At 59.6% G+C, this 25,956-nt stretch carries 24 protein-coding genes and 1 tRNA gene; 13 read left to right on the top strand and 12 right to left on the bottom strand.

Going from position 1 to position 25,956, the window contains the following annotated elements:
- Nucleotides 1-39: 39 nt before the first annotated feature.
- The 3 genes from BR48_RS0104785 to aceA form a co-directional block, all read right to left on the bottom strand.
- Nucleotides 40-324 (bottom strand): GIY-YIG nuclease family protein, encoded by a 285-nt coding sequence (locus BR48_RS0104785; RefSeq protein ID WP_027230261.1) that lies wholly within the window; start codon nucleotides 322-324, stop codon nucleotides 40-42.
- Nucleotides 325-574: 250 nt separating this feature from the next.
- Nucleotides 575-808, bottom strand: coding sequence for a hypothetical protein (locus BR48_RS0104780; RefSeq protein ID WP_027230260.1), 234 nt, complete (start codon nucleotides 806-808; stop codon nucleotides 575-577).
- A 90-nt stretch (nucleotides 809-898) separates the two neighbouring features.
- Nucleotides 899-2,188 (bottom strand): isocitrate lyase, encoded by a 1,290-nt coding sequence (gene aceA / locus BR48_RS0104775; protein ID WP_027230259.1) that lies wholly within the window; start codon nucleotides 2,186-2,188, stop codon nucleotides 899-901.
- Nucleotides 2,189-2,446: 258 nt separating this feature from the next.
- Between aceA and BR48_RS0104770 the strand changes: the two genes are divergently transcribed.
- The 6 genes from BR48_RS0104770 to BR48_RS0104745 all read left to right on the top strand — a co-directional run bounded on the left by BR48_RS0104770 (nucleotide 2,447) and on the right by BR48_RS0104745 (nucleotide 9,129).
- Complete coding sequence (locus BR48_RS0104770; RefSeq protein WP_027230258.1) at nucleotides 2,447-3,889, top strand: helix-turn-helix transcriptional regulator; 1,443 nt, start codon at nucleotides 2,447-2,449, stop codon at nucleotides 3,887-3,889.
- 101 nt (nucleotides 3,890-3,990) lie between these two features.
- A complete protein-coding gene (locus BR48_RS0104765) occupies nucleotides 3,991-4,905 on the top strand; it encodes a DMT family transporter (protein WP_027230257.1) in 915 nt (304 codons plus the stop codon).
- A gap of 167 nt (nucleotides 4,906-5,072) precedes the next feature.
- Nucleotides 5,073-6,164: a polyamine ABC transporter substrate-binding protein gene (locus tag BR48_RS0104760; protein ID WP_175492381.1), complete on the top strand. Its 1,092-nt coding sequence runs from the start codon at nucleotides 5,073-5,075 to the stop codon at nucleotides 6,162-6,164.
- A 64-nt stretch (nucleotides 6,165-6,228) separates the two neighbouring features.
- Nucleotides 6,229-7,374 (top strand): ABC transporter ATP-binding protein, encoded by a 1,146-nt coding sequence (locus BR48_RS0104755; RefSeq protein WP_027230255.1) that lies wholly within the window; start codon nucleotides 6,229-6,231, stop codon nucleotides 7,372-7,374.
- Nucleotides 7,375-7,388: 14 nt separating this feature from the next.
- Nucleotides 7,389-8,300, top strand: coding sequence for an ABC transporter permease subunit (locus BR48_RS0104750; RefSeq protein ID WP_027230254.1), 912 nt, complete (start codon nucleotides 7,389-7,391; stop codon nucleotides 8,298-8,300).
- A gap of 10 nt (nucleotides 8,301-8,310) precedes the next feature.
- On the top strand, nucleotides 8,311-9,129 hold the full coding sequence (locus tag BR48_RS0104745; protein WP_027230253.1) for an ABC transporter permease subunit: 819 nt from the start codon (nucleotides 8,311-8,313) through the stop codon (nucleotides 9,127-9,129).
- 18 nt (nucleotides 9,130-9,147) lie between these two features.
- Here BR48_RS0104745 and BR48_RS0104740 read toward each other — a convergent pair whose 3' ends face one another.
- The 3 genes from BR48_RS0104740 to BR48_RS0104730 all read right to left on the bottom strand — a co-directional run bounded on the left by BR48_RS0104740 (nucleotide 9,148) and on the right by BR48_RS0104730 (nucleotide 14,852).
- Complete coding sequence (locus tag BR48_RS0104740; RefSeq protein ID WP_027230252.1) at nucleotides 9,148-9,510, bottom strand: VOC family protein; 363 nt, start codon at nucleotides 9,508-9,510, stop codon at nucleotides 9,148-9,150.
- Between the two features lie 14 nt (nucleotides 9,511-9,524).
- Nucleotides 9,525-11,411 carry an AsmA-like C-terminal region-containing protein gene (locus BR48_RS0104735; RefSeq protein ID WP_027230251.1) on the bottom strand — a complete coding sequence of 629 codons (1,887 nt, stop codon included), beginning with the start codon at nucleotides 11,409-11,411 and terminating at the stop codon, nucleotides 9,525-9,527.
- A gap of 309 nt (nucleotides 11,412-11,720) precedes the next feature.
- Nucleotides 11,721-14,852, bottom strand: coding sequence for a histidine kinase dimerization/phospho-acceptor domain-containing protein (locus BR48_RS0104730; RefSeq protein ID WP_027230250.1), 3,132 nt, complete (start codon nucleotides 14,850-14,852; stop codon nucleotides 11,721-11,723).
- A gap of 303 nt (nucleotides 14,853-15,155) precedes the next feature.
- On the opposite strand from BR48_RS0104730, the gene BR48_RS0104725 reads away from it, so the two are divergent.
- Both BR48_RS0104725 and BR48_RS0104720 read left to right on the top strand, forming a co-directional pair.
- Nucleotides 15,156-15,611: a phasin gene (locus BR48_RS0104725; RefSeq protein ID WP_027230249.1), complete on the top strand. Its 456-nt coding sequence runs from the start codon at nucleotides 15,156-15,158 to the stop codon at nucleotides 15,609-15,611.
- Nucleotides 15,612-15,833: 222 nt separating this feature from the next.
- Nucleotides 15,834-15,910, top strand: a tRNA-His gene (locus BR48_RS0104720).
- A 37-nt stretch (nucleotides 15,911-15,947) separates the two neighbouring features.
- Here the strand turns inward: BR48_RS0104720 and BR48_RS0104715 are convergent.
- The 3 genes from BR48_RS0104715 to BR48_RS26430 all read right to left on the bottom strand — a co-directional run bounded on the left by BR48_RS0104715 (nucleotide 15,948) and on the right by BR48_RS26430 (nucleotide 17,618).
- Complete coding sequence (locus BR48_RS0104715) at nucleotides 15,948-16,643, bottom strand: hypothetical protein (RefSeq protein ID WP_027230248.1); 696 nt, start codon at nucleotides 16,641-16,643, stop codon at nucleotides 15,948-15,950.
- On the bottom strand, nucleotides 16,640-17,242 hold the full coding sequence (locus BR48_RS0104710; protein WP_027230247.1) for a hypothetical protein: 603 nt from the start codon (nucleotides 17,240-17,242) through the stop codon (nucleotides 16,640-16,642). Before BR48_RS0104710 ends, BR48_RS0104715 begins: the two co-directional genes overlap by 4 nt.
- 79 nt (nucleotides 17,243-17,321) lie before the next feature.
- Complete coding sequence (locus tag BR48_RS26430) at nucleotides 17,322-17,618, bottom strand: hypothetical protein (RefSeq protein WP_051614533.1); 297 nt, start codon at nucleotides 17,616-17,618, stop codon at nucleotides 17,322-17,324.
- Nucleotides 17,619-17,813: 195 nt separating this feature from the next.
- Between BR48_RS26430 and BR48_RS0104700 the strand changes: the two genes are divergently transcribed.
- The 3 genes from BR48_RS0104700 to BR48_RS0104690 are packed head-to-tail and all read left to right on the top strand — an operon-like array spanning nucleotide 17,814 to nucleotide 20,960.
- The gene (locus tag BR48_RS0104700; RefSeq protein ID WP_027230246.1) at nucleotides 17,814-18,491 is read left to right on the top strand and encodes a response regulator transcription factor; all 678 of its coding nucleotides are present in this window, start codon (nucleotides 17,814-17,816) and stop codon (nucleotides 18,489-18,491) included.
- The gene (locus tag BR48_RS0104695; protein WP_027230245.1) at nucleotides 18,481-19,866 is read left to right on the top strand and encodes a sensor histidine kinase; all 1,386 of its coding nucleotides are present in this window, start codon (nucleotides 18,481-18,483) and stop codon (nucleotides 19,864-19,866) included. Before BR48_RS0104700 ends, BR48_RS0104695 begins: the two co-directional genes overlap by 11 nt.
- The gene (locus tag BR48_RS0104690; protein WP_027230244.1) at nucleotides 19,863-20,960 is read left to right on the top strand and encodes an ABC transporter substrate-binding protein; all 1,098 of its coding nucleotides are present in this window, start codon (nucleotides 19,863-19,865) and stop codon (nucleotides 20,958-20,960) included. Before BR48_RS0104695 ends, BR48_RS0104690 begins: the two co-directional genes overlap by 4 nt.
- On the opposite strand, the gene xseA is transcribed toward BR48_RS0104690, so the two are convergent.
- Nucleotides 20,961-22,547, bottom strand: a complete 1,587-nt coding sequence (gene xseA, locus BR48_RS0104685) for an exodeoxyribonuclease VII large subunit (RefSeq protein WP_027230243.1) — start codon at nucleotides 22,545-22,547, stop codon at nucleotides 20,961-20,963.
- Nucleotides 22,548-22,656: 109 nt separating this feature from the next.
- On the opposite strand from xseA, the gene BR48_RS0104680 reads away from it, so the two are divergent.
- Nucleotides 22,657-23,247 carry a DUF2585 domain-containing protein gene (locus tag BR48_RS0104680; protein ID WP_036813316.1) on the top strand — a complete coding sequence of 197 codons (591 nt, stop codon included), beginning with the start codon at nucleotides 22,657-22,659 and terminating at the stop codon, nucleotides 23,245-23,247.
- Nucleotides 23,248-23,255: 8 nt separating this feature from the next.
- Here BR48_RS0104680 and BR48_RS0104675 read toward each other — a convergent pair whose 3' ends face one another.
- Nucleotides 23,256-24,212, bottom strand: coding sequence for a LysR substrate-binding domain-containing protein (locus tag BR48_RS0104675; protein WP_027230241.1), 957 nt, complete (start codon nucleotides 24,210-24,212; stop codon nucleotides 23,256-23,258).
- Nucleotides 24,213-24,409: 197 nt separating this feature from the next.
- Here BR48_RS0104675 and BR48_RS23805 point away from each other — a divergent pair, with 197 nt between their 5' ends.
- A complete protein-coding gene (locus tag BR48_RS23805; RefSeq protein ID WP_051614531.1) occupies nucleotides 24,410-24,697 on the top strand; it encodes a DUF1127 domain-containing protein in 288 nt (95 codons plus the stop codon).
- A 109-nt stretch (nucleotides 24,698-24,806) separates the two neighbouring features.
- On the opposite strand, the gene BR48_RS0104665 is transcribed toward BR48_RS23805, so the two are convergent.
- Nucleotides 24,807-25,841, bottom strand: a complete 1,035-nt coding sequence (locus BR48_RS0104665) for a DUF937 domain-containing protein (protein WP_027230240.1) — start codon at nucleotides 25,839-25,841, stop codon at nucleotides 24,807-24,809.
- Between the last annotated feature and the right edge of the window lie 115 nt (nucleotides 25,842-25,956).

Genomic DNA, 25,956 nt, shown 5'->3' with positions numbered 1-25,956 from the left:
ATTTGCGTGATAGCAGAGGAATGGTCCGCGAAGTGCCGGTTACCGAAGCGTGTGGTAGAGATCATCCCACTGCGGGTTCAAGCCTTCGATCAAGCGTATCTTCCATTCCCGGTACCACCTCTTCATCGATTTCTCCCTCTGGATGGCATCGACGATGAGTTCATGCTGTTCGTACCAGACAAGCCGCTTGCAGCCATACGTCCACGCAAATCCCGGCGTCAGGCCTTCTCTGTGTTGATAGACACGGCCGGGTAGGTCCGCCGTCACGCCAATATAGAGCGTGCCCCTTCTGGAATTGGTGACGATGTAAACGTAGCCGCTCATTCTGGACCCCGAGGTTGCGCCCCTGAGTCTGGCCACTCGCCGTGGACGTGTAAATTGAACGAAGGTCGAAGAAGGAGCCTCTCGTCGTCCTCGCACCACCCTCGCCGTCATCCTGGCTCTTGATCCTACGATCCACCCTTTCGCTCTCACGCTGCAAGGCGGAAAAACTAAAAACCGCCCGCAATCGCTTGCGGGCGGTCTTTGCGCCGTGCGGGCTCCAGACCGAAGCCCGAGAAGGCCACGGCTGCAGTTATTGGCGCGTGACCACGACCGGGATCAGAAGATCACCCCAGTTGCCGTCGCCGCCATGATGGCGGGCCGAGCGAACGAGTTCCACCGATACGCCGGCATCGACCGCCTTCATCACGGACTGGTTGAGGCGGTGCAGGTCGTTTGCGACCATGCGAATAACAGCCTGCTGGTCTGCATTCATGGCCGATGATTGCTCCTCGGCCCGTTCCTTTACGCGTGTCTGCGGTGCCATGATTTTCTCCTTGTTTGGCGTTGCAGCGGCGGTCTTGTGATCGCCGGATGGGCGAGGCGGCATATATGGGCCAGGCCGCCTCGTCGGTTGTTACTCCGCGGCCGGACGGAACTGCGCCGTCTCGGTCGATTCCTTCATGGCCGTCGTCGAGGACTGGCCGCCGGTGATTGCCATCGAGACCGCATCGAAATAGCCGGTGCCGACCTCGCGCTGGTGCTTTGTAGCGGTGTAGCCATTGACCTCGGCGGCAAATTCCGCTTCCTGCAGTTCCGAATAGGCCGACATCTGCCGGTCCTTGTAGCCACGGGCGAGTTCGAACATGCCGAAATTGAGCTGGTGGAACCCGGCGAGCGTAATGAACTGGAACTTGTAGCCCATGGCGCCGAGTTCCCGCTGGAACTTTGCGATCGTTGCCTCGTCGAGATGCTTCTTCCAGTTGAACGAGGGCGAGCAATTATAGGCAAGAAGCTTGTCCGGATGCTCCTTGCGCACGCCTTCGGCAAAGCGCCTTGCCTGTTCAAGGTCTGGCTTCGACGTCTCGCACCAGATGAGATCGGCATGCGGTGCATAGGCGATCGCCCGGGCGATACAGGGTTCAATGCCATTCTTGACCTGATAGAAGCCTTCCGCTGTCCGCCCCGCATCATAATCCACGAACGGACGATCACGCTCGTCGATATCGGATGTCAAAAGCTTCGCGGCTTCCGCATCGGTGCGGGCAATGACCAGCGTCGGCGTGCCCATGACGTCGGCGGCAAGCCGCGCGGCATTGAGATTGCGGATATGCGCCGCCGTCGGGATCAGCACCTTGCCGCCGAGATGGCCGCACTTCTTCTCCGAAGCGAGCTGATCCTCGTAGTGGACGCCGGCAGCACCCGCCTCGATGAACGCCTTCATGATTTCGAAGGCATTGAGCGGACCGCCGAAACCCGCCTCTGCGTCAGCGACGATGGGTGCAAACCAGGTCTCGACCGAAAGGCCCTTGCCCTCCGCCGTCTCGATCTGGTCGGCGCGCTGCAGCGTCTTGTTTATGCGCTTGGCCAGTTCCGGCGCTGCATTGGCCGGATAGAGCGACTGGTCCGGGTACATGGCTGAAGCTGTATTTGCATCTGCTGCAACCTGCCATCCGGAAAGATAAATTGCCTTGAGGCCTGCGCGAACCATCTGCATTGCCTGATTGCCCGAGAGAGCACCCAGCGCATTAACGAAACCTTCTTCGTGGATGAGCTTCCAAAGCCTGTTGGCGCCGTTTTCAGCAAGAGTATGTTTGATCTGAACCGAGCCTCGCAGGCGCAAGACATCGTCAGGCGTATAGGGGCGTTCGATACCATCATAGCGGCCCTCCGGAGCGTTTGGTACGAGGTTGTAAAAATCGGTCATTCTTTTCTCCACAAAGAGTTTTCGTCCCACAGCCTGATGTGCTTACGCTGCGTTGATGTGACTAAATTTACATTGCAGCGCGGTACGATCAAGAAATATCGCGATATTTGGGCATCATTTCGAGTTAGGCTGTGGCAAATTTGACAGCTGCCAATTGTAAAATTGTAAATCTTGTAATACGCTATCGTATGTAAATTGTTGTCAATGAGTGGGAAATGCACGCTCACTCTGGAAACATGCCAAGCCGGGGGTGCATTGATGGCTGAGGGTAAAATCTTTGCGGGTCCGCGTATCCGTCGCATCCGCAACGAGCGCGGCCTGACGCAGACATCCATGGCCGAGGCGCTCGGCATATCGCCATCCTATCTCAACCTGATCGAGCGCAATCAGCGACCGCTGACTGTGCAGCTGCTGCTGAAGCTTTCCGCGACGTACAAGATTGAACTCGATACACTGCAGATGGAGACCGGTTCCTCCATGGCGGCGCTAAAGGAGGTCTTTTCCGATTCACTGCTTAACGGGGAATTGCCCGGCGACCAGGAGCTGATCGAGATCAGCGACGCGGCGCCCAATGCGGCTGCCGGGATCATCAAACTCTACCGCGCCTATAAGGAGCAGATGGAGCGGCTTTCCGACCTCTCCGATCTTTTGGCTCAGGACGGCCGCGCGCCTTCGCTTTCGGCGACGCGCCTTCCGCTCAACGAGGTGCGCGAAGTTCTGGAGCGGCGCGCCAACCATTTCCCGCGCATTGAAGGCGAGGTCGACAGTTTTGTCAGCCTCATCAAACCCGGTGACGAGCTGCTTGCCGCATTGAAAGGCTGGCTGAAGAGCGAGCACGGCATTTCCGTGCGCGTGCTTCCGGTCGCCACCATGCCCAACTGGCGCCGCCGCTATGACCGCCACTCGCAGCGCCTGTTCATTTCCGAACGGCTATCGCCCTTCGACCAACTGCGCGAAGTGGCGATGGAAGCGGTGCTTATGCGCATGCAGGTGGTGATCGCAGCGGAAATCCAGGAACTGAAACTCTCCTCGGACGAGGCGAAACGCATCGCGCGCTTCGAACTCGGGCGCTATGCGGCCCATGCGCTGATGATGCCATACCACCTCTTCCAGGCGGCAGCGACCCGGGCACGCTATGATATCGACGTCCTGCGCTCGCGTTTCAACGTATCGTTCGAACATGCTGCCAACCGTTTGACGACGCTGCAGAACCAAAACGGCATCGGCTTCTTCATGCTCGAAGTCGACCATGCGGGCAATCGTTTCCGCCGGGCCGGATCACAGGGCTTTCCGCAATCCCGCTTCGGCGGCGATTGCCCGAAACTTCCGGTGCATTCCGCCTTCGCCCAGCCCGGTCAAATACTTGTCGAGGCGGTCGAGATGCCGGGCGGCGCGGAGTTCCTGACGATTGCCCGCACGCTGGAGGGTCCACAAGGCGCTTTCAACGAGCGTCCACGCCGCACAGCGATTCTCGTTGGCTGCGATATCGCGTTTGCCGATGATACGGTCTATGGCAGCGCGCTCGGCAACCGCAGCATCAGTGCTGCTCCGCTTGGCAAGTTCATCGGCATGACACAGGTTGGCCCCGCATGCCGGCTGTGCGAGCGGGTGGCGTGCCTCTCGCGCGCCGAACCGCCGGTGACGCGGCCGCTCGGCCTCGACGAGATGGTGACGGGTCTGAGCGCATTTGATTTTCAATGAATGTGGCGATGGCGCAAAACCGATAATAGCTGGTCGCTCTGGTAGCTTGACCGCGCGCAAAGCTTAGGCATTCTCCGCGCATGAGCGCCACTGCAATTCCTATGCCTCCCGTCGTTGGGCCCGATCCCGTCAAGAGTTCGGCGGAGACCGCGATCGGCTGTTTGCTCGTTGCAGGCTCGGCGATCGCCTGGAGCACCGGCGGCGCGTTTGCGCGGTTCCTTGATGTATCCGACAATTGGACAGTCGTTTTCTGGCGATCTGTTTTTGCGGCGCTGTTTCTCCTGTGCTTCATGCTGGTGCGCGACGGTCCACGCGGCACGTTGCGGCTTTTCCGGCACATGGGTTTGGCCGGGGTGGGCGTCGCTATATGCTTTGCCATCGCCTCGTCGTGCTTCATCATCGCGCTCTCCTATACGACGGTTGCCAATGTGCTCCTGCTGCAAGCTGGCGTTCCTCTGTTCGCCGCGCTGATCTCCTGGGTGCTGTTTCGCGAACGCGTGAGCGTTGCAACCTGGATCGCCATCGGCACCGTCATTGCCGGGGTGGCGATCATGGTATCGGATTCGCTCGACGGCGAAGTTTCGCCCATCGGCGACATGCTGGCGTTGCTGATCGCCATATCCTTCGCCACTGCGACAGTGATCACCCGGCGCAAGGCGCACCTGCGCATGACCCCCGCCGTTTTCCTCGGCGTCGTCATCGCTGCAAGTGTGGCTTCGACTATGGCAGGCGAGTTTCGTGTCAGCGCCCACGATTTCGGACTGCTTTTCGCGCTCGGCGCCATCAATCTTGGCCTCGGGCTCGCACTCTTCGTCAGCGGTGCGCGCCTCATCCCGTCGGCGCTGGCCGCGCTGATCGGAACGCTCGAGCCGGTCCTTGGTCCGGTGTGGGTTTGGCTCCTCCATAATGAAGTGCCTTCGCCGCGCACAATCATCGGCGGCACTATTATTCTCGTGGCGCTGCTGCTGCATCTCGGCTGGGAATACCGCCGCCAGCGCCATCTTCGGACAGCCTGACGCGTCGCGCCGATGCCAGGCGCGTGCACAAAAATCACGCTCGCGCAAAATTAAGCAGCGAAGTCTTCGCAACACGGTTGACGAAGCAGTTGCAATCTAAAAAGGTAGGTCCAGCAAGGGAACACGGCGCGCCGCGGGAATGGCGTGCCGGCAGCATGGAGACCTAAATGGGAATGAAAACTGTACTGTTGACGGCGACACTCGCGCTCGGCCTTGCGAGTTCGGCATTGGCCGCGGACCGCGTCGTCAACGTCTATAACTGGTCGGACTATATTGATCCCACGATCCTTGAAGAATTCACCAAGGAGACTGGGATTAAGGTCGTCTATGACACGTTCGACTCCAACGAGATTCTTGAAACGAAGCTGCTCGCCGGTGGAACCGGCTACGACGTCGTGGTACCAACCGCCAACTTCCTGCAACGCCAGATCGCTGCTGGCGTGTTCCAGAAGCTCGACAAGTCGAAACTGCCCAACCTTTCCAACGCCTGGGACGAGATCACCCAGCGCATCTCCACCTATGATCCCGGCAACGAATACTCCGTCGACTATATGTGGGGCACGACCGGCATCGGCTACAATGCCGACAAGATGAAGGAAATCCTCGGCTCCGATGAGAAACCGAGCTGGGACGTCCTGTTCAAACCTGAACTTGCGGCCAAATTCAAGGATTGCGGCATTCACATCCTCGACTCTGCTTCCGATGTCATGCCATCTGCTCTCAACTATCTCGGGCTCAATCCTGACAGCAAGGACCCGGATGAACTTGCAAAGGCCGGCGCCTTGCTTGAAACCATCCGCCCCTATGTGCGCAAGTTCCACTCTTCGGAATATATCAATGCGCTCGCCAACGGCGATATCTGCCTTGCGCTGGGTTATTCCGGCGACATCCTGCAGGCGAAGACCCGCGCTGACGAGGCCAAGGCCGGCGTAAACGTTGCCTATACGATCCCTTCGCAGGGTGCGCAGATGTGGTTCGACCTGATGGCGGTCCCGGCCGATGCGCCGCACGTCGCTGAGGCTCACGAATTCATCAATTACATGCTCAAGCCCGAAGTCGCCGCCAAGGCCTCCAACTACGTTTCCTATGCCAACGGCAACAAGGCTTCTCAGGCGTTGATGGACAAGGCCGTGTTCGAAAATCCGGAGGTCTATCCGGATGAAGCGACCTTGAAGAAACTCTTCACTGTCACACCCTACGACACCAAGACCCAGCGGATCGTCACGCGCTTGTGGACGAAAGTGGTCACAGGCCAGTAACTCCAAAAAACCCCGGCATCCCTGCCGGGGTTTTTCACGTTATGATTAGAGACCGGGGCAGGACATGAAATCACTGGGAAGCTTTCGCCGTAAATTCGCACCTTGGAACGATCCGGAGGCCAAGCCTTTCATCGCCATCGAGAACGTCACGAAGAAGTTTGCCGATTTCACCGCGGTCGATGACCTGTCCCTCAATATCTACAACCGGGAATTTTTCGCCCTTCTTGGGGCTTCCGGTTGCGGCAAATCTACCTTGCTGCGCATGCTCGCCGGATTCGAGGAGCCGACCGCCGGCCGCATTCTTCTTGACGGCCAGGATATGCGCGGCATCCCACCCTACAAGCGGCCCGTCAACATGATGTTCCAGTCCTACGCGCTTTTCCCGCATATGACGGTGGAAGCGAACATCGCCTTCGGCCTGAAGCAGGACGGCATGAACAAGGCCGATATCGACACGCGCGTCGCGGAGATGATCAAGCTCGTCAAACTCGAACGGTTCGTCAAGCGCAAGCCGCACCAACTATCGGGTGGCCAGCGCCAGCGCGTCGCCCTCGCGCGTGCCGTCGCCAAGCGCCCGAAAGTCCTGTTGCTCGACGAGCCGCTCGGCGCGCTTGACAAGAAGCTGCGCGAAGAAACCCAGTTCGAACTGATGGACCTGCAGATGAAGCTCGGCCTGACATTCGTGGTCGTCACGCACGATCAGGAAGAGGCGATGACCATGGCCGACCGCATTGCGGTCATGGACAAGGGCAAGGTCATGCAGGTGGCGACGCCCGCCGAGGTATACGAGGCGCCGAACTCGAAATTCGTCGCGGATTTTATCGGCAATGTGAACATGTTCGAAGGCATGACCGAGAACGTGGCGAACGGAAAGATCGAAATTGCCGTCGCGCCCGACAACATGCTGATTCGCACCGATGCGACCAAGACTTGCTCGGTTGGGCAGCCGGTTGGATTTGCGATCCGGCCGGAGAAAATCCGTATCAGCCGCAAGCAGCCTGCCGACGCCACGTTCAACTCCGCCTATGGCGAAATGTGGGATATCGCCTATTTCGGCGACATGACGGTCTTCCATGTGAAGCTCGACAGCGGGCGCATCATCAAGGCGGCAAGCCTCAATGCCATGCGGACGGTCGAAGACCCATTCGGGTACGATGACAAGGTGTGGATCAATTTCGATACCGATGCGGGTATCGTGCTCACTGCGTGAGAAGGGGCGATGTCATGCAAAGACTGATATCGTCAATCGCGAGCCGGCTCGTCATTGTCGTGCCCTATATCTGGCTGCTGGTTTTCTTCCTTGTTCCGTTCTTCATTGTCTTCAAGATTTCCCTGTCGGAAGTTGCGATGGCGATTCCGCCTTATTCGCCGGTATTCGACCTTTCTGCCGGCTGGACAGCATTCAAGGACAGCGTTTCGAAGTTCTCTTGGGATAATTATATCTGGCTGACGCAGGACCCACTCTACTATAGGGCGTATCTCTTCAGCCTCTTCATCGCCGGCGTTTCGACCGTCCTCACACTGCTCGTCGGCTACCCCATCGCCTATGGCATGGCGCGCGCGCCCGCCACTGTAAGGCCGACGCTGCTGATGCTGGTCATCCTGCCGTTCTGGACGAGCTTCCTCATCCGCGTCTATGCCTGGATCGGCATTCTCAAGCCCGAGGGCCTGCTCAACCAGTTCCTGATGTGGGCGCATGTCATCGACACGCCGCTGAACATTCTCAACACCAACACCGCCGTCTTCATCGGCATCGTCTATTCCTACCTGCCGTTCCTCGTCCTGCCGATCTACTCGGCGCTGGAGAAGATGGACTATTCGCTGGTTGAAGCGGCCGAAGATCTTGGCTGCCCGCCGATTGCCGCCTTCTGGAAGATCACCTTCCCGCTATCGCTTCCCGGCGTCATTGCCGGATGCTTCCTGGTCTTCATTCCAGCCGTGGGCGAGTTCGTCATTCCCGACCTTCTCGGCGGTTCGCAGACGCTCATGATCGGCAAGACGCTGTGGAACGAGTTCTTCTCCAACCGCGACTGGCCTGTCTCTTCAGCCGTTGCGGTCATATTGCTGCTGTTGCTTGTCGTTCCGATCGTGCTCTTCCAGCGCGCCGAGGCGCGAGCCCAGGAAAGCGAGAAATGAGGCACATGAAATGAACACGACCTGGTCCCGCTTCAACATCGCTTCGTTGGTCGTCGGCTTCGCCTTCCTCTATCTGCCTATCGTCCTCCTGGTCATTTACTCCTTCAACGAATCGCGCCTCGTCACGGTCTGGGCCGGCTTTTCGGTCAAATGGTACGTCTCGCTTTTTCACAACCAGAGCTTCATTGACGCAGCATGGGTGACGATCCGCGTCGGTCTGTTTTCGGCGACCGTCGCCACCATTCTCGGGACGCTCGGCGCTCTCGCAATGACCCGGTACACGCGGTTTCGCGGACGCCTGCTGTTTTCAGCAATGATCTATGCGCCGCTGGTCATGCCTGAAGTCATCACCGGCCTTTCGATGCTTTTGCTCTTCGTTGCCGTTGGCATGGATCGCGGCATCTGGACGATCACGCTTGCGCATATCACCTTTTCCATGTGCTTCGTGGCGGTGGTCGTTCAATCGCGCCTTGTGACTTTCGACCGCTCCCTCGAGGAAGCCGCGATGGACCTTGGGGCGACACCGGTAACGACCTTCTTCAAGGTGACGCTGCCGGTCATTCTGCCTGCCGTCGTGTCCGGCTGGATGCTGGCATTCACCCTGTCGCTCGATGATCTCGTCATATCGAGCTTCACATCGGGGCCGGGCGCAACGACGCTGCCGATGCGCATCTATTCGCAGGTTCGCCTCGGTGTGACGCCCGAGATCAACGCGGCCTGCACCATCCTCATCGCCATTGTGACCGTCGGCGTCATCATCGCGTCGATTGCCAACAAGCAGCGCGAAGTGCAGCGGGCGCGCGATGAGCAGGCGGCAGCCAGAAACTAGAACGTTTAAGCCATAGCTTTATCGATACTGCATTAGCTCAATGCGATTCCCAAATGGATCGTGGACGAAGCGACGTTCAATACCATCCAGCGGCGCTTCCTCGATAACCCCAATGCCCGCGGCTTCCAGTTTCTGCTGCAGCAATACCAGATCATCGACCACGAAGGCCGGATGGGCCTTGCCTGCCGGGATGAAGTTCGGGTCTACGCCGAGATGGACCTTGACCGTTCCGGCTTGGAACCAGCACCCGCCACGCGAGATGAGCTGTGCGGGCTTTGCGACCTCACGCAGGCCAAGGAGCCCATCATAGAAAGCGCGAGCAGCCGCTTCGCCGTTGACCGGCATTGCCAATTGAACATGGTCCATACCGATGATGCGCATTATTCAATATCCAGTCAGTTCTGCGGCGAGATGATCGGCGAGATGAAGGGATTGTCCCACGATCCACCGATGAAGAACCGTGTATGGTTGACGGCGGGCTCAGCCGCCGGCGTTGGCTGCTCGGTTCCTTCCGCTGCCTTCGGCGCGGGTATTGGCGCGGCGTAGTCGCCGGTCAGCGCAAGGCTCTTGCCGGCCAGAGTCACGATCCCGGCAAAGTTCAAGGTTCCGGATTTGTTTTGTATCTGGGCTGTGTCGATGGCGGCGACCCCATCCATGATGTTGGCCTTGATCTCGAGCCGGTCAAATGCCAGCCAGGCATTGGTTTGTTCGTTGAGGCTGAAAAAGCGGTCGGTCTTGGCCTTGCCGAGCAGGCTGTTGAAGTCGAGGCTGCGGATTTGGCCGGCGCCAAAGCGCATGCTCAATGTTCCCTTGGCGTTGGCGAGCGCCGATGACCAACGCGAAATCGGACCCTTGAGCACCAGCGAAATCGTCCCTTTGCCGAGTTCGAAGCGATCGCCAAGGCTGAGCAGCGAGGCGATGGAAGCGCTGTTGACGTCGGTCCCATTGAGGCGCAGTTCGCCGAGCGTCGCGCCATCGCCTTCATCGGCAAGCTGGAAGCTTGCCGCCACCGAACCGTCAAAGGCGGAGGCCTCGCCGATGTCGAATATTGCCCGGCCGTTGCGAATTTGCGCAGTTGCGGCAACCTTGGCGAGGTTGACTGATCCAAGCGTCGCCTTCTGCGTGGAGAGGCGCAGATCGAGATTGAGTTTTTTAAGAAAGGCCGTGTCGATCACGGCGTTGGAATTTTCCGGGCTGTCCGGCAGAGGCATGAAACCGGAAAAGACGGAGCGCAGGTCGAGAGTCTCGAACGCAAGCGTCCCTGTGACACTCGGCGTGCCATCGTCAAGCACAACCTCGATGACACCCTTGGCCGGATTGTCGTTCAGCGTAGCCGTCAGGCCGTCGAGCTTCATGCGCGACGCGGAACCCGAGACGGACGCATCGAGCGCGAAACTGCCAACCGGCGCGCCGGGGATAGAGACCATTCTCGACCATTCGAGCGTTCGGCGCAGCGAAGGCGAGGTCAGTGACAGGGTGCCCTCGAAGAACTGATCCTTCGATATGTTGGCCGATCCGTTGAAGGAGAGCGTCAACGGTGTCGAACTGAGGTTCATCTGCAGCGGGCTGGTGCCCCCGGCCAAAAGCAACAGGGCCTTGGTAGCGGAACTGTCGATCTCGGTTTCCTCGTCGTGCCAGATGGCCGTACCCCGGAAGCTTGCAACGCCGGATGTCTGGGGCCAGTCGAATACGCCGCTGATGCTCGATATCTCTTCCTCGACGCCATTGATGGGCCGCTTGAAGGTAACTCTTGCATCTTCGAGACGCACGCGGCCGAATGGTTGCGACGAGACCGTGCTCATATCCGGCTTGGACGGGTTCGCCTCAACGGCGGAACGTGCCTCGCGCACGACATCGCCAATGCGCCCATCGCTCTTAGCCAGCGCTTCGCCAATTTCGGAAAGGCTCTTTATCGGCTCATCGATGACAAAGCGCGGCCGCACGATTTTGGTTTCGGTGAATTCGATATTCCCCATCAATGCCGAAAGCAGCGACAGGTCGACTTCGATACGCTCGGCCTCCATGAAGGCGGCGCCGCCACGCTGCCATGGATTGCGTATGGTGATATCGCCAAGCGAGGCGCTGAAGACCGGGAAGAATGCGATTTGCGGCGACTGGCGGGACTCGACGCTGTAGCCGGTCCAGTTGCTGATTTCCTGGATCAGGCGCGCCCGGATCAGCTCCGTGCTCACCAGATAGGGCAGGGCAACGAGAACGCCGCCGGCAACGAGAGCCATCACCACAACCGTTGCGAGAAGGTTCCTTGGCCTGTACCAGGACATGAGCGTTTCCGAATTTGCCTTTGCGTGTGTTGGCCGCGCAAACTTTATGCTTAACGACGGTTTAGCGATCATGCATGGCAATTCAAGCCGGTACAGGCATTTCCGCGTCAAATTGTTGCATATTGTAATAATTGCGTGCGTTACGCGACGTTGAGCGCGGCATACCCGCTCATCACCGCCGCCGCCGCCATCCCTCCAACCGCCGTTATCCTCGGGGCATTGCCGGCGTGACGGCGGAGAGGTTAAGAATCAAAGAGTCACCTGCCGTACGCTTCGTTCCCCAAAAGGCCGACAAGACCCGGCCCGGCGCTATTCGGCGAGCACCCGTGTCGAGGGGAAGGTGATCTCGACCATCGTGCCGCGCCCAGGCGTCGACTCGATGCTGAAATTGGCGCGGTTTGCTTCGGCCATGGCCTTGGTCAAGGGCAGGCCGAGCCCCGTACCGTCGGTGCGCGCGTGGCGAGGCGTGGTAATCTGCTTGTAGGGCCGCAGCGCCTGCTCGACCTCCTGCCGCGTCATGCCGATGCCAGTGTCGCGAACCCGCAGCAGTACGTCCCCGCTGGCCTCGTAGCTCGTCGAAACGATGACTTGTCCCCCGGGTCCGGTAAAACGGACGGCGTTCGACAAGAGGTTGAGTGCGATCTGCGTGATGGACCGATGGTCGGCCACGATATCAGGAAGGCGCGACGTCAGGCTCGAGCGGATGATGACGCGCTCGCGGTTTGCCTGGGGCTGCATGATAGCGACAGCTTCGGTCAGCGCATCGTTGAGCGAGACGGCCTCGAAGTCCATCTCGACGGCCCCGGCCTCTATCTTCGAAATGTCGAGGAGATCGTTGACAAGCGAGAGCACATGGTTGCCCGACCGGCTGATATCCTTCAAGTAATCGCGGTAGCGCTCGCTGCCGATGGGCCCGAATTTTTCGTCGGCCATCAACTCGGAAAAGCCGATGATCGCGTTGAGCGGCGTGCGGATTTCATGGCTGATGCGGGCAAGAAACTCGCTCTTCTGGCTCGACGTGCGCTCAGCTTCGCGTCTGGCGCTAACCAGCTCTTCTTCTGCTCGCTTCCAATGGGTGATGTCACGCAGCACTGCGCAATAGCCCTTCGAGACATCGAGCTTGCCAATGGTCATGAACAGCGGAATGAACCGGCCCTGGCTTTCGCGGCCGATAACCTCGCGGCCGTCATTGAGGAGGCTCGCGACGCCGTTCTCCGAGAGGCTGTGCAGATAATCCATGGCGGCGCGCTGGCTCTCGATCGCAAAGAGCAGCGAGAAGGGTTTTCCCGACACATCCTCCGGCTCATAGCCGAAAAGCGCTGCCGCCGAATGGTTGATCGAGCGAATCGAACCCGCCGCGTCGAGCAGGACCACGCCATCGGTGGCAGTGTCGAGAATGGCATCGAGTTCATCGATGCGCGTCTGAAGTTCGAGCCGCTCTTCCTCGCCAATGACGCCCGGCGCAGCGGCCGGCTGCGGCGAGAGCGCAAGGAGCAGTGCGCGCTCGCCGTCGTCGTCCCAGCGCACGGCCTGAAGGTGCGCCGCAACGCGCAAGATCGTACCATCGCTGCGGTGCAGGGATGTACCAGCTTCATCGCCGTCGTCAGCATCCTGTGGCGCATCGGCAAAGAGCGCGCCAAGGCCGCCGGCGTCGTTGATCGCCTCCAGCGTCCCGTAGGCCAGCGCATCGAGAAGCGCCGGATTGGCATAGAGGATTTGCCCATTGCGGTGGATGAGAACCGGCAGGGGCAGGGCTGCAAGGATGGAGGTATCGACCCCTTTGCGGGCTTGTTCGCTGATCCGCCCGGCAAAAGTACCGCCATGCCCCGCAACCTCGACGGCATCATCCCCGCGCGACGAGATGGCAAATCCCGGCCCGACGAGTTCGGCGTCGGGCACCATATCGGCAGCAGCGAAGGATTCGGTCTGCCGAGGCGCCATATCGACTGGAGCAGCTGGTTCGTGGGTTGCGTCCCTCGACCGGGGCGATTCAGCCAGTACCTCGCGGCGCAGCCGCTCGGCGATCTCCCGGAACGCGTTGCGTTCGGCGTCGTTGAGGCGGCCCTCATTGCGGGGCGGGCGCTGCGTATTTAAGGCAATGACGTTATCGCCAGCACTTGTCGTAATTTCGAGGATGGGAGTCTCGCGGCCGAAATCCTCAGCGGGAGAGACCTCGACGGCTTGCGTTTCCGCCGGACCGGCGCGATTGCCGAGTGCAATGCCGGTTGCTCTCGGGTCCGTTTCGGTTTCGCTCATCCGGGCGACGCCAAACCCGCGAAAACCCATGAAGGTTCGATCGCGCGAATAGATCGGAAGTGCTGCGAGCTCGATCGGCGCGCGTAGGTCTGTTCCCTCGATCGGCCAGAATACGGTACGGCCGGACCAGGTGTCGCGGCGTTCGAGCAATGAAGCGATCTCCTCGCTCTCGGCAAAGGCGTAGTCGGAGGCAACCTCGCGGAACGACCGGCCGACGATGGCGGCAGAGGCAGGGCCGACGGCCCTTGCGAGTTCGGGCGAGATTTCATTGAAGCGCGCATCGGCGTCGACCTTCCACACGAAACGCACCGGCGCGTCGGAAGGCGCATAGCGGAAGTGTTCCGCCTTGTCGGAATCGACTGGATCCTCATCGCGTGCAGCACTGGAAGCGTCAGTCTGCGGCTGATCGGACGCCGCCCAGGCCGGCTTGGTTGCTTCAACCGGGCCAGGCTCATTCAAGGGCAGTGACTTTTGCTCCACGGCTTGGCGTTGCCCGGCCGGTTTTCCCTCATCGATGGAAGCAGCCTCCGCCTCGACGGCAAAAAGCAGGTGCAGGGCAGGGCTGTCTGTCAGCCGCGCAATTCCGGTCGGAACGACACCGCTCGCGGTCTTGACGGGGCGCTTCACGAGACGATTGCGTTCGTGGCGCACATCACGCACCAGATCGCCGAGTACGCGTTCACCGAGGCCAAGCCTCACGAAATGCTCCGAGGCGGCCATGACCTTGCCGGCAGCGTCGAGTATGGCGGCGTGGGTCGTCTGGTCGCCGAAGCCCTGGATCGCCCGGGCAGCAGCCTGTTGATCCGAACCTTTGCGATCGCCATCGTTGATGGTCAACAAAATGGCGCGTTCCCCGCGCGGCAGGGCGATGTCGCTTGCCTGAAAGGTGAGGATGCGGCTGGCGAGACCATGCGCGACGCGCAGGGAAACGATACGGCCATGGCCGATCGCCGGAAAACCTTCGAGCGCCATCAACTGGCGCCGTGCGCGCACATCAAAAACCTGATCGCTGCCGAGGATGTCGTCGATGGAGCCATATCCCAGCATCGCAGCCCCGGGACCGTTCGCCCAAATGATCGAGCCGAGGTCAGGCGCGACGACCACCAGCGCATCGCCATTGGCAAAGTGCTCGCGAATATCGTCGAGAACTGCAATGTCGATGAAAGGATAGGTACCAAACGCCATGTGCCGACCAGCTACTCCCAGAGCGAACGATCGCATTCATGCGGCCGTCTTAATACTTTGTTAATAATGGTGCGGCCGCCGCCCGTCCACTCGCAGCCCCTTATCTTACATGCCTTTCTCTTGGTTTAGTTAACTTCGGGCCGGGCCGGGCAGCCATCCACATAATAATTTCGATTGAGAAAACAGGCATTTAATTGTGCGCTGCAAAAGAAATGTTGCAACGCACAAAAAAATGGATTATATCGGGGTCATCAAATCAGATGCAGACGGAAGAACCATCTGCACAAGGAAGGATCCACTGTAATGAGCAAGACCACCAAACAGACTGCTGATGCGTTCTCGATCCCTGCTTTCGATGCCACCGCTGTAACCGACCAGGTTCGCGAATTCACCGAGAAGGGCGTTGCCCAGTCCAAGGAAGCTTATGCCAAGATCAAGGATCAGGCCGAAGCTGCTCAGAAGACCCTCGAATCCACTTTCGAAACCGCACAGTCGAACACTGCTGCTCTTTCGCTGAAGGCACTGGCTGCCCTGCGCGCCAACACCGAAGCCAGCTTCGCTCATATCGAAGCGCTGATCGGCGTGAAGTCCTTTGGTGAAGTGATCGAACTGCAAAGCGCATTCGTTCGCAAGCAGGCAGAAGCCTTTACCGGTCAGGCCAAGGAATTCCAGGCTGTCGCCACCAAGGCCGCTGAAGAAATCGCAGCGCCGGTCAAGTCGGCTGTCGAGAAGGCCTTCAAGGACGTCAAGGTCGCCTAACAGGCTACTGACAATCAAAAAGCTCCGTTGGCACTCCTCCTCCCAGCCATCGGAGACGCGAGACCCGGTCCCTCCCTCCCTCGGGGTCTCGCATTGATGGAAAAGGCCGGATTAATCTCCGGCCTTTTCTTTTTTCTGTGAGTTTTTGCCTTTGTTGCATCGAGCGCTTGCAAAAAGCGTCAATCCTCCGTATGTGACGCCTGTCAAAAATCATGACGGTACGCGGTCGTAGCTCAGTTGGTTAGAGCGCAGGATTGTGGCTCCTGAGGTCGGTGGTTCGAGCCCACCCGACCGTACCATTCCCCCTTCAAAATCATTGTTGCCGAGAAATCTGTCTCACTTGTCGCCAAAAGTCGGTTCGATTTTCGTGACCGCCAGGGTTTTGCGTTGCGCGTTCTGAACCGTTTCGCCGATTGGATAAGTCCAGAAATCACCGGCTTGCGCGCAGTCGCTTTCTGAAGGAGTGGCCCCGGTTTCATCCGCCGCCAAGTTCTTCAAATCGAAGTTCAGGTATTTTGCCACAAGCTTGGAATAGTCATCATTGGCGTCGGCAACGACGCCGTAATCCTTGGATTGAGCCAGTTTGACGGCAGCCAGCATCTTGGAGGAGGTGTCCTTGCAAGGGAACGTAAGGACCGATGGCTGGTTGGCGCTGGTCACGATGAATCCGGATTTATCGGCATCGTATGTCCACTTGGCCGCGAGGCCGATCGATATGGGCGGGATTGGCCGGCCCGGAACGGAACATTCGTCCGTGGGTTCCGGCGCAATCTTGGTGACCTCCAACGGTATCGACGGTCCGGACGGGCAGATGAAAAATTGCACGGTGGTCGCGCTGGTTTCGAAGTAGTAGCCGCGTTCGAGGTTGCCCTCGGTGTGAACGCCGAACTTGCGTTTTCCTATGGCAGCAAAGGTCCCGGCTTTATAGGTGGAGAAAAATGTCTCCCAATCCTTGCCCGCGATGTTGTCCTGCGCCAAGGCGCTCGTACCAAGGAAAGCGAATGTCGAGATCGCAAGGAGTACGGTCTTCATAGCTTGAACTCCCTTAATGGCAAAAAACCAGTCCCGTCGTTCGATTGGACCAGAAGCAAGCCCTCCGTGGGCGTCGCCCGGCATACGGCATAGGTGTATTTGTCTGTCGTAAGGATGTGCAGTAGCCCCGTTCTGCATCGTTCAAAGCGAAGCGCGGTACTCGCTGACATTTCAAATTCATATTTGGAGAAGGGCGCCTTGAAGCTTACCCAGGCCGTGTCTCCGCTCAAGACCTTCTCGCTACGCTGATCCGCCGCAACCTGTGCGATCTTGTTGATCAGCAATCCCGCCACAAAAACCCCGATGATCATTATGACTGCGAGACCGCTTCGCGTGGCGACCACGGACTTTAGTTTGGCATCACTTAGTGCGAGCAGCGCCACAATCGCCAGTCCGATCGATGCAAGGAGAAAAACCGGATTGGAAAACACGTTGAAGGAATAAGAAAGCACGATTGGAATCGGCAGATCGACCTCGTGCACCGAGATCGAAAATTTTGCGAGGTAGGCCGATAAATAAGCAATGCCCGCGAAGTAGGCCAGCACAAGCGGGGCGGTTGCCGCGATGACTTCCAGTATTTTCTCGTTCAGTTTGTCCAAATCTTCGGACCCTTCGCCGGAAACACGTGGCAAACCTAATTGTCAAAACCTGCGAGCGTGTGACGCTTCATGCCTGCAGTCAGCACGAACCGGAGGGCGTGCTACCTTGGCCGGTCGTGCATGGGTCGCCGTCGTGGCCACGTCCCTTGCCACTGTTTCCGCCGCTGCCGCCTTTTCCGCCTCCAGAGCCACCGCCGCCGCCCTTGCCGCCGCCGCCTCCGCCGCCCCCACCACCACCTCCGCCACCGCCACCGCCTCCGCCTTTAGCGGCAGTGATCTCGACGGCATAGGCGCATGCGAGGATTGCGCCGGCGATGATCAATACGCGGCGCGACAGATGTGATTGACGTGAATGTTCGTCGGATGTCTTTCCCATGATCCCCTCCAGTTGACGGATGATCCGGTGAAAAGCCTGTCCCTCAAGACCTCCAGCAGAAGCAGCATCCGAGCCCGTCATTATGGACCGCAATTTCGGGAATGCATGTTGCTCTATCGGGCTACACCGATGGGACAGTTCACCGCCTCGTCATAATGTTTGCTGGCACTCGTGTTTCGTGCCAATGAAAGCGCCATGCGTATATTGCTCGTAGAAGACACGCGCGATGTGGGGGAAGCCATCTGCAAGCGTTTTGAGGCGACCGGCCATGCGGTCGATTGGGAAACCAATGGGCGCGACGCAGCTGAGATCATCGACTTCACGGACTATGCGCTGGTTATCCTCGACGTGATGCTGCCCGGTATGAACGGCTTTGAGATCCTCAAGCATATCCGCAAGTCCGGCAATGCGGTGCCGGTCCTTGTCCTGACCGCCCGCTCCGAAATCGACGATCGCGTTGGTGCGCTTGATCTCGGCGCCGATGATTATCTGGTCAAGCCTTTCGATTTTCGCGAGCTCGAAGCGCGTGCGCGCGTTCTTATGCGGCGGCGCACCGGCGGGGAAGCAACCAATCTCATCAAATGCGGCGATATCGCCGTTGATCGGGCCGCGCGCTCCGTCCATGTCGGCAAGCGCGAAGTTCAACTCAAACGCCGCGAATTGACCTTGCTGGAAGTGCTCGTGGCGCGTCCTGGCCGCGTTTTCAGCAAGGATGAGTTGCTCGATCAGATTTTCGGGTTCGATGAAGCTGCCAATGCCAATGCGATCGAACTCTATATCGGCCGGTTGCGCAAGAAGCTCGAAGGCGCAAAGGCGCGCATCGTGACTGTGCGCGGCCTCGGCTACCAACTGGTTTCCGACGATGCGCCGTGAACCGTCGCTTTTTGCCCGACTTGCCCGGCGTATTTCCGTCGTTCTCGGCATCGGCGCGGCCTTGCTCGTGACTGCCGCCTGGTACTATGCGGAAACGGCCGCCAACAAGGCCTACGACCGCCTCCTCGTCGGCGCCGCACTTCAGATGTCCGAGAGTCTTGCTGTCGAGGACGGAATATTGACGGTGCGCCTGCCGACCTCGGCCTTCGAGCTTCTCGGCCTTGCCGAACGCGACCGGATTTTCTACCGCGTCATCAATACGCATGGTGAGACGCTGACCGGTTATGACGACCTCGAAAGCCCGGTTCCGCTCGATCGCATCGAAGACGTATCGAACGCGGAAGAGGGGTTCTACAAGGGCGAGCCCGTCCGCATTGCCAGTGCCAAGCGCGTCCTTGCGGACCCCGCTGTTTCAGGCGAGGCTTTTGTCATTGTTGCGCAGACAAACGAGGCCCGCTCGGCGCTGACTCGGGAATTGACGCTCCGCGCGACCATTCTCGTGCTCGTCATGAGCCTCCTCGCCTTCGTCGGCGCGATGCTGGCAATTCGTTATGCGCTGCAGCCCGTCGAACATCTCGGCACGGCGGTGCGGCGGCGCGATCCGCATGATTTGACACCCGTTACTGTCGATGTTCCGCGTGAACTCGATCCTTTCGTCGGGTCGATCAATCACTTCATGGGTCGTCTTAATGAGCGTGTCGATCTCTTGCAGCGCTTCATCGCTGATGCCGCACATCAGATCCGCACCCCGCTGACAGCGCTTTCGGCGCAGATCGACCTCCTTGGCGGCGACAAACTCGACAAGGCCGGGCGTCAGCACTACGAACGCGTGCAGGAGCGCGCGGGGGAGCTGGCACGCCTTACCAATCAGTTGCTGAGCCACGCCATGGTCATTCACCGGGCGGATTCTGTGCAACTTGAGCCGATCAGTCTGGTCGATGTGGCGCGGCGCGCCTATCGCGCCGCCATTCCGATTACTGTCGATCCGGATATCGTCATCTCCTTCGAAGCGCCCGACGAGCGTCCATTTGTCCTTGGCGACGCGGTGAGCCTGCGCGAAGCGATCGTCAATGTCATCGACAACGCCTTGCGGCACGGGGCCAAACACCGTCTGGAAGTGCGCGTTCGCGCAAACGATGCCGAGGCTTTCGTCGAGGTCGAGGATGACGGGCCGGGCATTCCCCCGGAAGGCTGGGAAAGGGCCACGCAGCGCTTTGCTACCTCCAAGTCACACGAAGGAAGTTCGGGGCTCGGCTTTGCCATAGCACTGGAAGTTGCCAAGGCCCACGGCGGCACATTGAGCTTCCGCGCGCGCGACGAAAGGGGATTTACGGTGATACTTGCGCTTCCGCTCTTGAAGGGCGGCACATCATGATCCGGATAATCCTCGCAAGCCTCGTCTTCGCCTTCAGCGTCTCGCTTGCGAAAGCTGCGGACGACGACAAGACGGTGTTTCCGGCGAGCGGCGTGGAGACAGGCCGTTTGACGATCTATTCGACCACCGATCTCGTGGCGATGAAACCATTGATCGAGGATTTCCAGAAATCGTCGCCGGGCATCACCATCAACTATATCGAATACCTGACCAACGAACTGAACTCGCTTGCGAGCGAGGCCTGCCGCAAGGGCGAGCCGCTTGGCGATCTACTCCTGTCTTCCTCGGTGGATCAATTGGTCAAGCTTGCCAATGACGGCTGCGCGACGGCCCACCGATCCCCGGAAACGGCAAGGGTCGCCGAATGGGCCAATTGGCGCGACGAGGTTTTCGGCTTTACCTATGAACCGGCTGTTTTCGTCTACAACAACCGGTTGGTACCAGCCAACGAAGTGCCGCGCACCCACGTCGAACTCGCGGACCTTTTGCGCGAACGGCTCGACTACTATCGCGGGCGCGTCGGCACCTATGATATTCGTTTGTCGGGTATCGGCTATCTTCTTGCTTTCAACGATGCGCGCCAGACGACCACCGTTTTTGGCCGGCTGCTCGAGAGCATGGCGCGTGCAGCGGCGGTGGCGCGTTGCTGCACCGGTGAAATCATCGAGGAAGTCGCCAAGGGCAATCTCTATATCGGCTACAACATGCTGGGGTCCTATGCCTATGAGGCGGCCCTGCGCCATCCGCAACTGCGCATCGTCGTGCCGCGCGATTATACGCTGGTTCTCAGCCGTGGCGCGCTCATCCCGAAAGCCGCCAAACAAGCCGAACTTGGCGCACAATTTCTTGATTTCTTGCTTTCCGAACGGGGACAGGCAATCGCGCGCAGCAACGCCTTCTATTTTACGGAAACCGGTGGGTTGCCGCCCGATGTCGACGGGCCGCAGAATATGAAGGAGTCCGGCATCGCCCAGCCGATCCGCATCGGCCCGGCACTGCTTGCGGTGCAGGATCGCGCCCAGCGCCAGCAATTTATCGACGATTGGTCACGATCACTGATCGAACTCAATAGTCCTGACTGGACGCGGGAATAGTCAGAAAAGCGAGCCCTGCGAGCCGCTTGGTTCCGGCGGCTTCTTGGCCGGGGCAGGGGCAGGCCGTTCGGGTTTTGGCTTGGCCGGGCGCTTGCTTGCCTCCGTGGCGACGGCCTGCACGTCGCCGTCCTGAAAACGTAGCGTGAGGTCATCGCCACCGGCAATGTCCAGTGCCCGCTTTATCGGAGCACCTGAGGGGTCGAGCACAATCGCAAAGCCGCGTTCCAGCACGCTTGCATGCGATAGCGTGCGCATCAGCCGTTCGAGTTCAAAACTTTTCCGGTTGGCGCGGTCGAGCCGAAGATCGATCGATTGACCAAGCCGCCGGTCCAGTTGCTGCAGATGCTGGCGTCCGCGCTCCGTCCGGCGCCCGGTCGCTTCGATCGAAAGTCGGCCAGTCCGTCGGTGATAGAGCGCCCGAAGATCACGCACGAAGACATCGAGTGCACGCGGCAAACGAACAGCAAGTATGCCGGTCTCGCGCCGCTTTTCACGCAACCTGTGTTGGAGCAGGCGCGGTGACAATTGCCGGGCCCGCCCGTCGAAATGAGCGCGTTTCCCCTGGGTGTTCGCCTGGAGCGCGCGGGAAAGACGCGCGGCGGTCTCGTCGAAATGCCGTCGCGGCAAAGCCAGCAATTGATCCGCCGACGGCAACGCCCGCGAAAGGGCGCGCTGCGTTTCGCGGCGGCGGTTCAAATAGCGCGACATGCTTGAGGCGAGCCGCGCACCCATCATGGCGATGTGCGCCGCAAGGTCTGCTTTTACCGGCACGGCCATCTCCGCCGCGCCTGTCGGTGTCGGCGCCCGCACATCCGCGGCAAGGTCGATCAGCGTCCAGTCGGTTTCGTGCCCGACCGCCGAAATGACCGGAATGCGCGAGGCCGCGACCGCACGCACTACGGCTTCATCGTTGAACCCCCAAAGGTCTTCAAGGCTTCCGCCGCCGCGCGCGATGATAAGCACATCAGGGCGAGGCAGAGCACCGCCGTCCAGGCCGTTGAAGCCATTGATCGCATTGGCAACTTCCATGCCGGAGGTCTCGCCCTGCACGCGGACCGGCCAGACCAGGACGTGCAATGGGAAACGGTCGGTGATCCGGTGGATGATATCGCGAATGACCGCGCCCGTCGGTGAAGTGACGACGCCGATGATGCGCGGCATGAAGGGGAGGGCCCGCTTCGCCGAAGCATCGAACAGGCCTTCTGCGCCGAGCCTGCGCTTGCGCTCTTCGAGAAGCGCCATCAGCGCGCCGGCACCCGCTGGCTCCATCTGCTCGATGACGATCTGGTATTTGGATGAACCCGGATAGGTGGTCAGTTTGCCGGTGGCAATGACTTCCATGCCTTCTTCCGGCTGGAAGCGAAGGCGGTTCATGGAACTGCGCCAGATCACCGCTTCAATACGGGCCTTGTCGTCCTTCAGCGAAAAATAGGCATGGCCGGACGAATGCGGTCCACGATAGCCGGAAATCTCCCCGCGCACGCGCACATGGCCAAAAGCATCTTCAACGGTGCGCTTGAGCGCCCCGGATATCTCGGAGACGGTATATTCAGCGGCATTGGTGGCAGATTCGGGCACTTCGCTCATGACGTATAACTATCGGGGCCAGAAACAAGGTCAAGTCTTGCCCAACCATCGCTTGCGCCATTGTCAGCCGACGCGATATCGCCTTTAACTTGGGAAAAAAGGAATCGTCATGTCAGCAACATCCTCCCTTGTCGCCAAGCACCTGAAATTGCGCCATTATCTGTTGATCGGAGCGCTGATGATCGCTGCCGCTGCCGCGATCCTTTTGTGGATGGGCCGTAATCCGATCTGTACCTGCGGTACAATAAAGCTGTGGGTGGGCGAGACGAACTCGTCCGACAATTCGCAGCACATCGCCGATTGGTACACGCTGTCGCACATCATCCACGGCTTCCTTTTCTACGGTATGCTTTGGCTTGTCGCCCGCAGAACGCCGCTCGGGGCGCGGCTCTTGATCGCAATTCTGATCGAAGCGTCCTGGGAGATATTCGAGAACACCGACATGGTCATCAATCGCTACCGCGAGGCGACGATCGCTCTCGGCTACGTCGGCGACAGTGTCCTGAATTCCGTATCCGACATCCTGTTCATGGTCATCGGCTTCTTTTTTGCAGCCCGCGCGCCCATCTGGCTGACCGTGGTTTTGGCGATCTTTTTCGAGCTTCTGGCTGCCTGGGTGATCCGCGACAACCTCACGCTCAACGTCTTGATGCTGCTTTATCCCCTGGACGCGGTAAAAGCCTGGCAAGGCGCAATGTAAGCGTCTACTTACCAGCCCGGCGCGAGTTCCGTGGCGCGCACCTGGCGCAGTCGCTGGTTCGCAAGGATCGGAGCTGCGGCCTGGGTCAACGTGACCGGCGTCGGCATGGACAGGTTGTCGAGGCTCTCGACTATATGCTGTGCCAGGGCATCAACGATCGCTGAGGGCTTGGTATGCCCGCGCATGATGCCGATGCCGAACTCCGGCAACCGGCCGAAACCATCGGCCTCGGTCAGGACGCGCATGCCTGGACGCAAGGCACATTCCGGCAGGATGGAGACGGCAAGGCCCGCAAGGACGGCCGCCGCCAGCACGGTTGCCGACCAGCTGGTAAAGAGGATGCGGTAGTCGTGGTTCATCCGGTCGAGAACGTCGATAGCGGCAGCACGCCAGATGCAGGTCGGCCGGCCGACTGCGAGCGGCAATACCAGCTCCTCATGGACATTGTGATGCGCGGACGTTACCCAAAGTAATTGCTCACTGCGCACCACTTCCGATCGCCGCTGTTCGTCGCACTGGGTGACAAGTGCAATGTCGAGCTGGCCCTTGCGAATCATCTCGTCGAGATTGACGGTGGGCTCGCATACGACGGACAGTTCGACCCGCGGGTTGGAGCGCGAGAAACGCGCCATGATCTCGGGCAGGAAGCGATCGGCATAGTCGTCGGGCGTGCCAATGCGGATATGACCCTGCAACTGCGTATCATCAAAAGCGGCGATGGTTTCATTGTTGAGCTGCAGCATGCGCCGCGCATAGGCGAGGAGGCGCTCGCCGTCCTCGGTTAGCCGGTTCGTGCGCCCATCCCGTTCGAACAGCGCCTTTGCGACCCGTTCTTCGAGGCGGCGCATCTGCATCGAGACCGCGGACTGTGTCTTGTTAACCTTGTCGGCGGCTTTGGTGAAGCTGCCAAGGTCGGCGATTGCCGTAAATGTCTGCAACTGGTCAAGATCGAGCGGTGCGTTCATGGTCGTGCTCCCAGGCGGCTCATCCATCATTATTATTGAACGTTTACATTAAAAACATTCGTTTGAATAATCAATTCTTATGGATCATTCTGAGGATGTTCAGGAAGCGCTGGCAACGATAGGCCAAGCGTGATGCGTGGGAATGGTTCCTGCGCGGTTTAACTTTCTTGATCAGCGCCACCAAAGGAGTAACGGCGATGACGACGACGACCAGATTGACTGAAGTAACCGGTTCCACCCGCCCGACCGCAGGATTTGCGTCGCAAGTGGCCAACTTTGTCACCCGTATGCTCGTCGCTCGCCGCAATCGTAAAACGATTTTGAGCCTTGGCGAATGGAGTGACGAGATGCTGCACGACATCGGTGTCACCCGAGCTGATCTGCATTCGGCTATTGGTACCTCATTGCTCGATGATCCAAGCGAACGCTTGGGTGCGCTGGCTGACATGCGCACACGCGTGCGCGCCGCCCGCAGCATCGTCTGAGGACCTGACTGGTTAGCAGGCGCCCATTCACGCCGGAATCCCCTCCCGGCGCCTCGCCTGCCTACTGCCCGGCCCACCTTGCATCTGCAACGTGGCCGGGCTTTTTCTTTTAGCGGCTGCGGTCCATGCCGCGCAGATACTGGTCGAATATCGACTCAAGTCCCTTCTGGTACTGGTCGTTCGCCTGTCGGCCGGTGTCGAACATCTGGCCCAGTATGTCTTTCAGCGGATTGTCGGACGGCGCCGGCGGCGCATCGGGATCCGGCTGCGCCTGCCTCTGCCTTGCCTGCGGTTGCGGCGGTGGCGTGCCGCGCGGGGCACCGCCGCCCAGCATCTCCTCGAAAATCTTGCCGAGCGGATTGTCGCCAAAAGGATTTTGCCCCTGTGCGGTATCCTCGCTTCCATCGTCTTGCGGCGCGCGGCTGCGTGGTGTCCGTGCCTGCTGGGCGGCACCGGGGAGGCCACCCTTCATCATCTCTTCGAATATCTGGCCGAGCGGATTGTTTCCAAGCGGATTGGCCGATTGTCCTTGGCCCTGCTGCCCGGCCGCACCGCCGCCAAACATGCCTTCGAGGATCTGGCCCCAGGGATTTGCCGAGGCGTCGGGCGCGCTCTGGCGATTGGGGGCCGGCTGACCTCCGCCCATGGCGGCCCCACCTTGCCGCATCATCTGCTCGATGAGATCGCCGATGACGTTGCCGCCCCCGAGCCCTGAGGCTGCGAACTGGCCGGTTGATTTATTATAAAGTCCACCCATCATCATCGAAGCGATGACCGGCAGCATCTGCCTGAGCGTTTCTGCGCCAAGTCCTGTCATCTGCGCCGCATGGTCGGCGACAGCACGCGACAAGTCTTTTGAGCCAAATAGCTGGCCAAGAATATTATTGCCATTGGCGACGCCGGACGAATTGAAGGCGGCCTGCGGATTGTCGAAATAATTGGTGTGCTGGCCGGCGGAGAGTGCCTGAACGAAGGCGCCGAAGCCCATTGGATCGGCGGCATTCCGCTGCAGTCCTTGCGAAAATGCCGGCATCAGCGCTTGGATGGCGGCGACGGTCTGCTGTTGGGACAGGTTGAACTGACGGGATAGCGCCTCGATATTCTGGCCCCCTTGTCCCTTTAGAAACATGTCTACAAGATTCATGGCGGCGATCCTCCTTCGCACTGGGCTGGGCAGAGTTTAGCGCCGCCAAAGGACAGACTCCAATGCTTTATTCGTGTTCGACCGAGCGACCTTCGTAGTATGGAGAAGCGCCTCT

The sequence above is a fragment of the Phyllobacterium sp. UNC302MFCol5.2 genome (genome assembly GCF_000686005.1).
GTDB classification, from domain to species: Bacteria; Pseudomonadota; Alphaproteobacteria; order Rhizobiales; family Rhizobiaceae; genus Phyllobacterium; species Phyllobacterium pellucidum.
The sequence above is the reverse complement of the archived record's forward strand: the minus strand, read 5'-3'. Positions and strand labels throughout refer to the sequence as shown.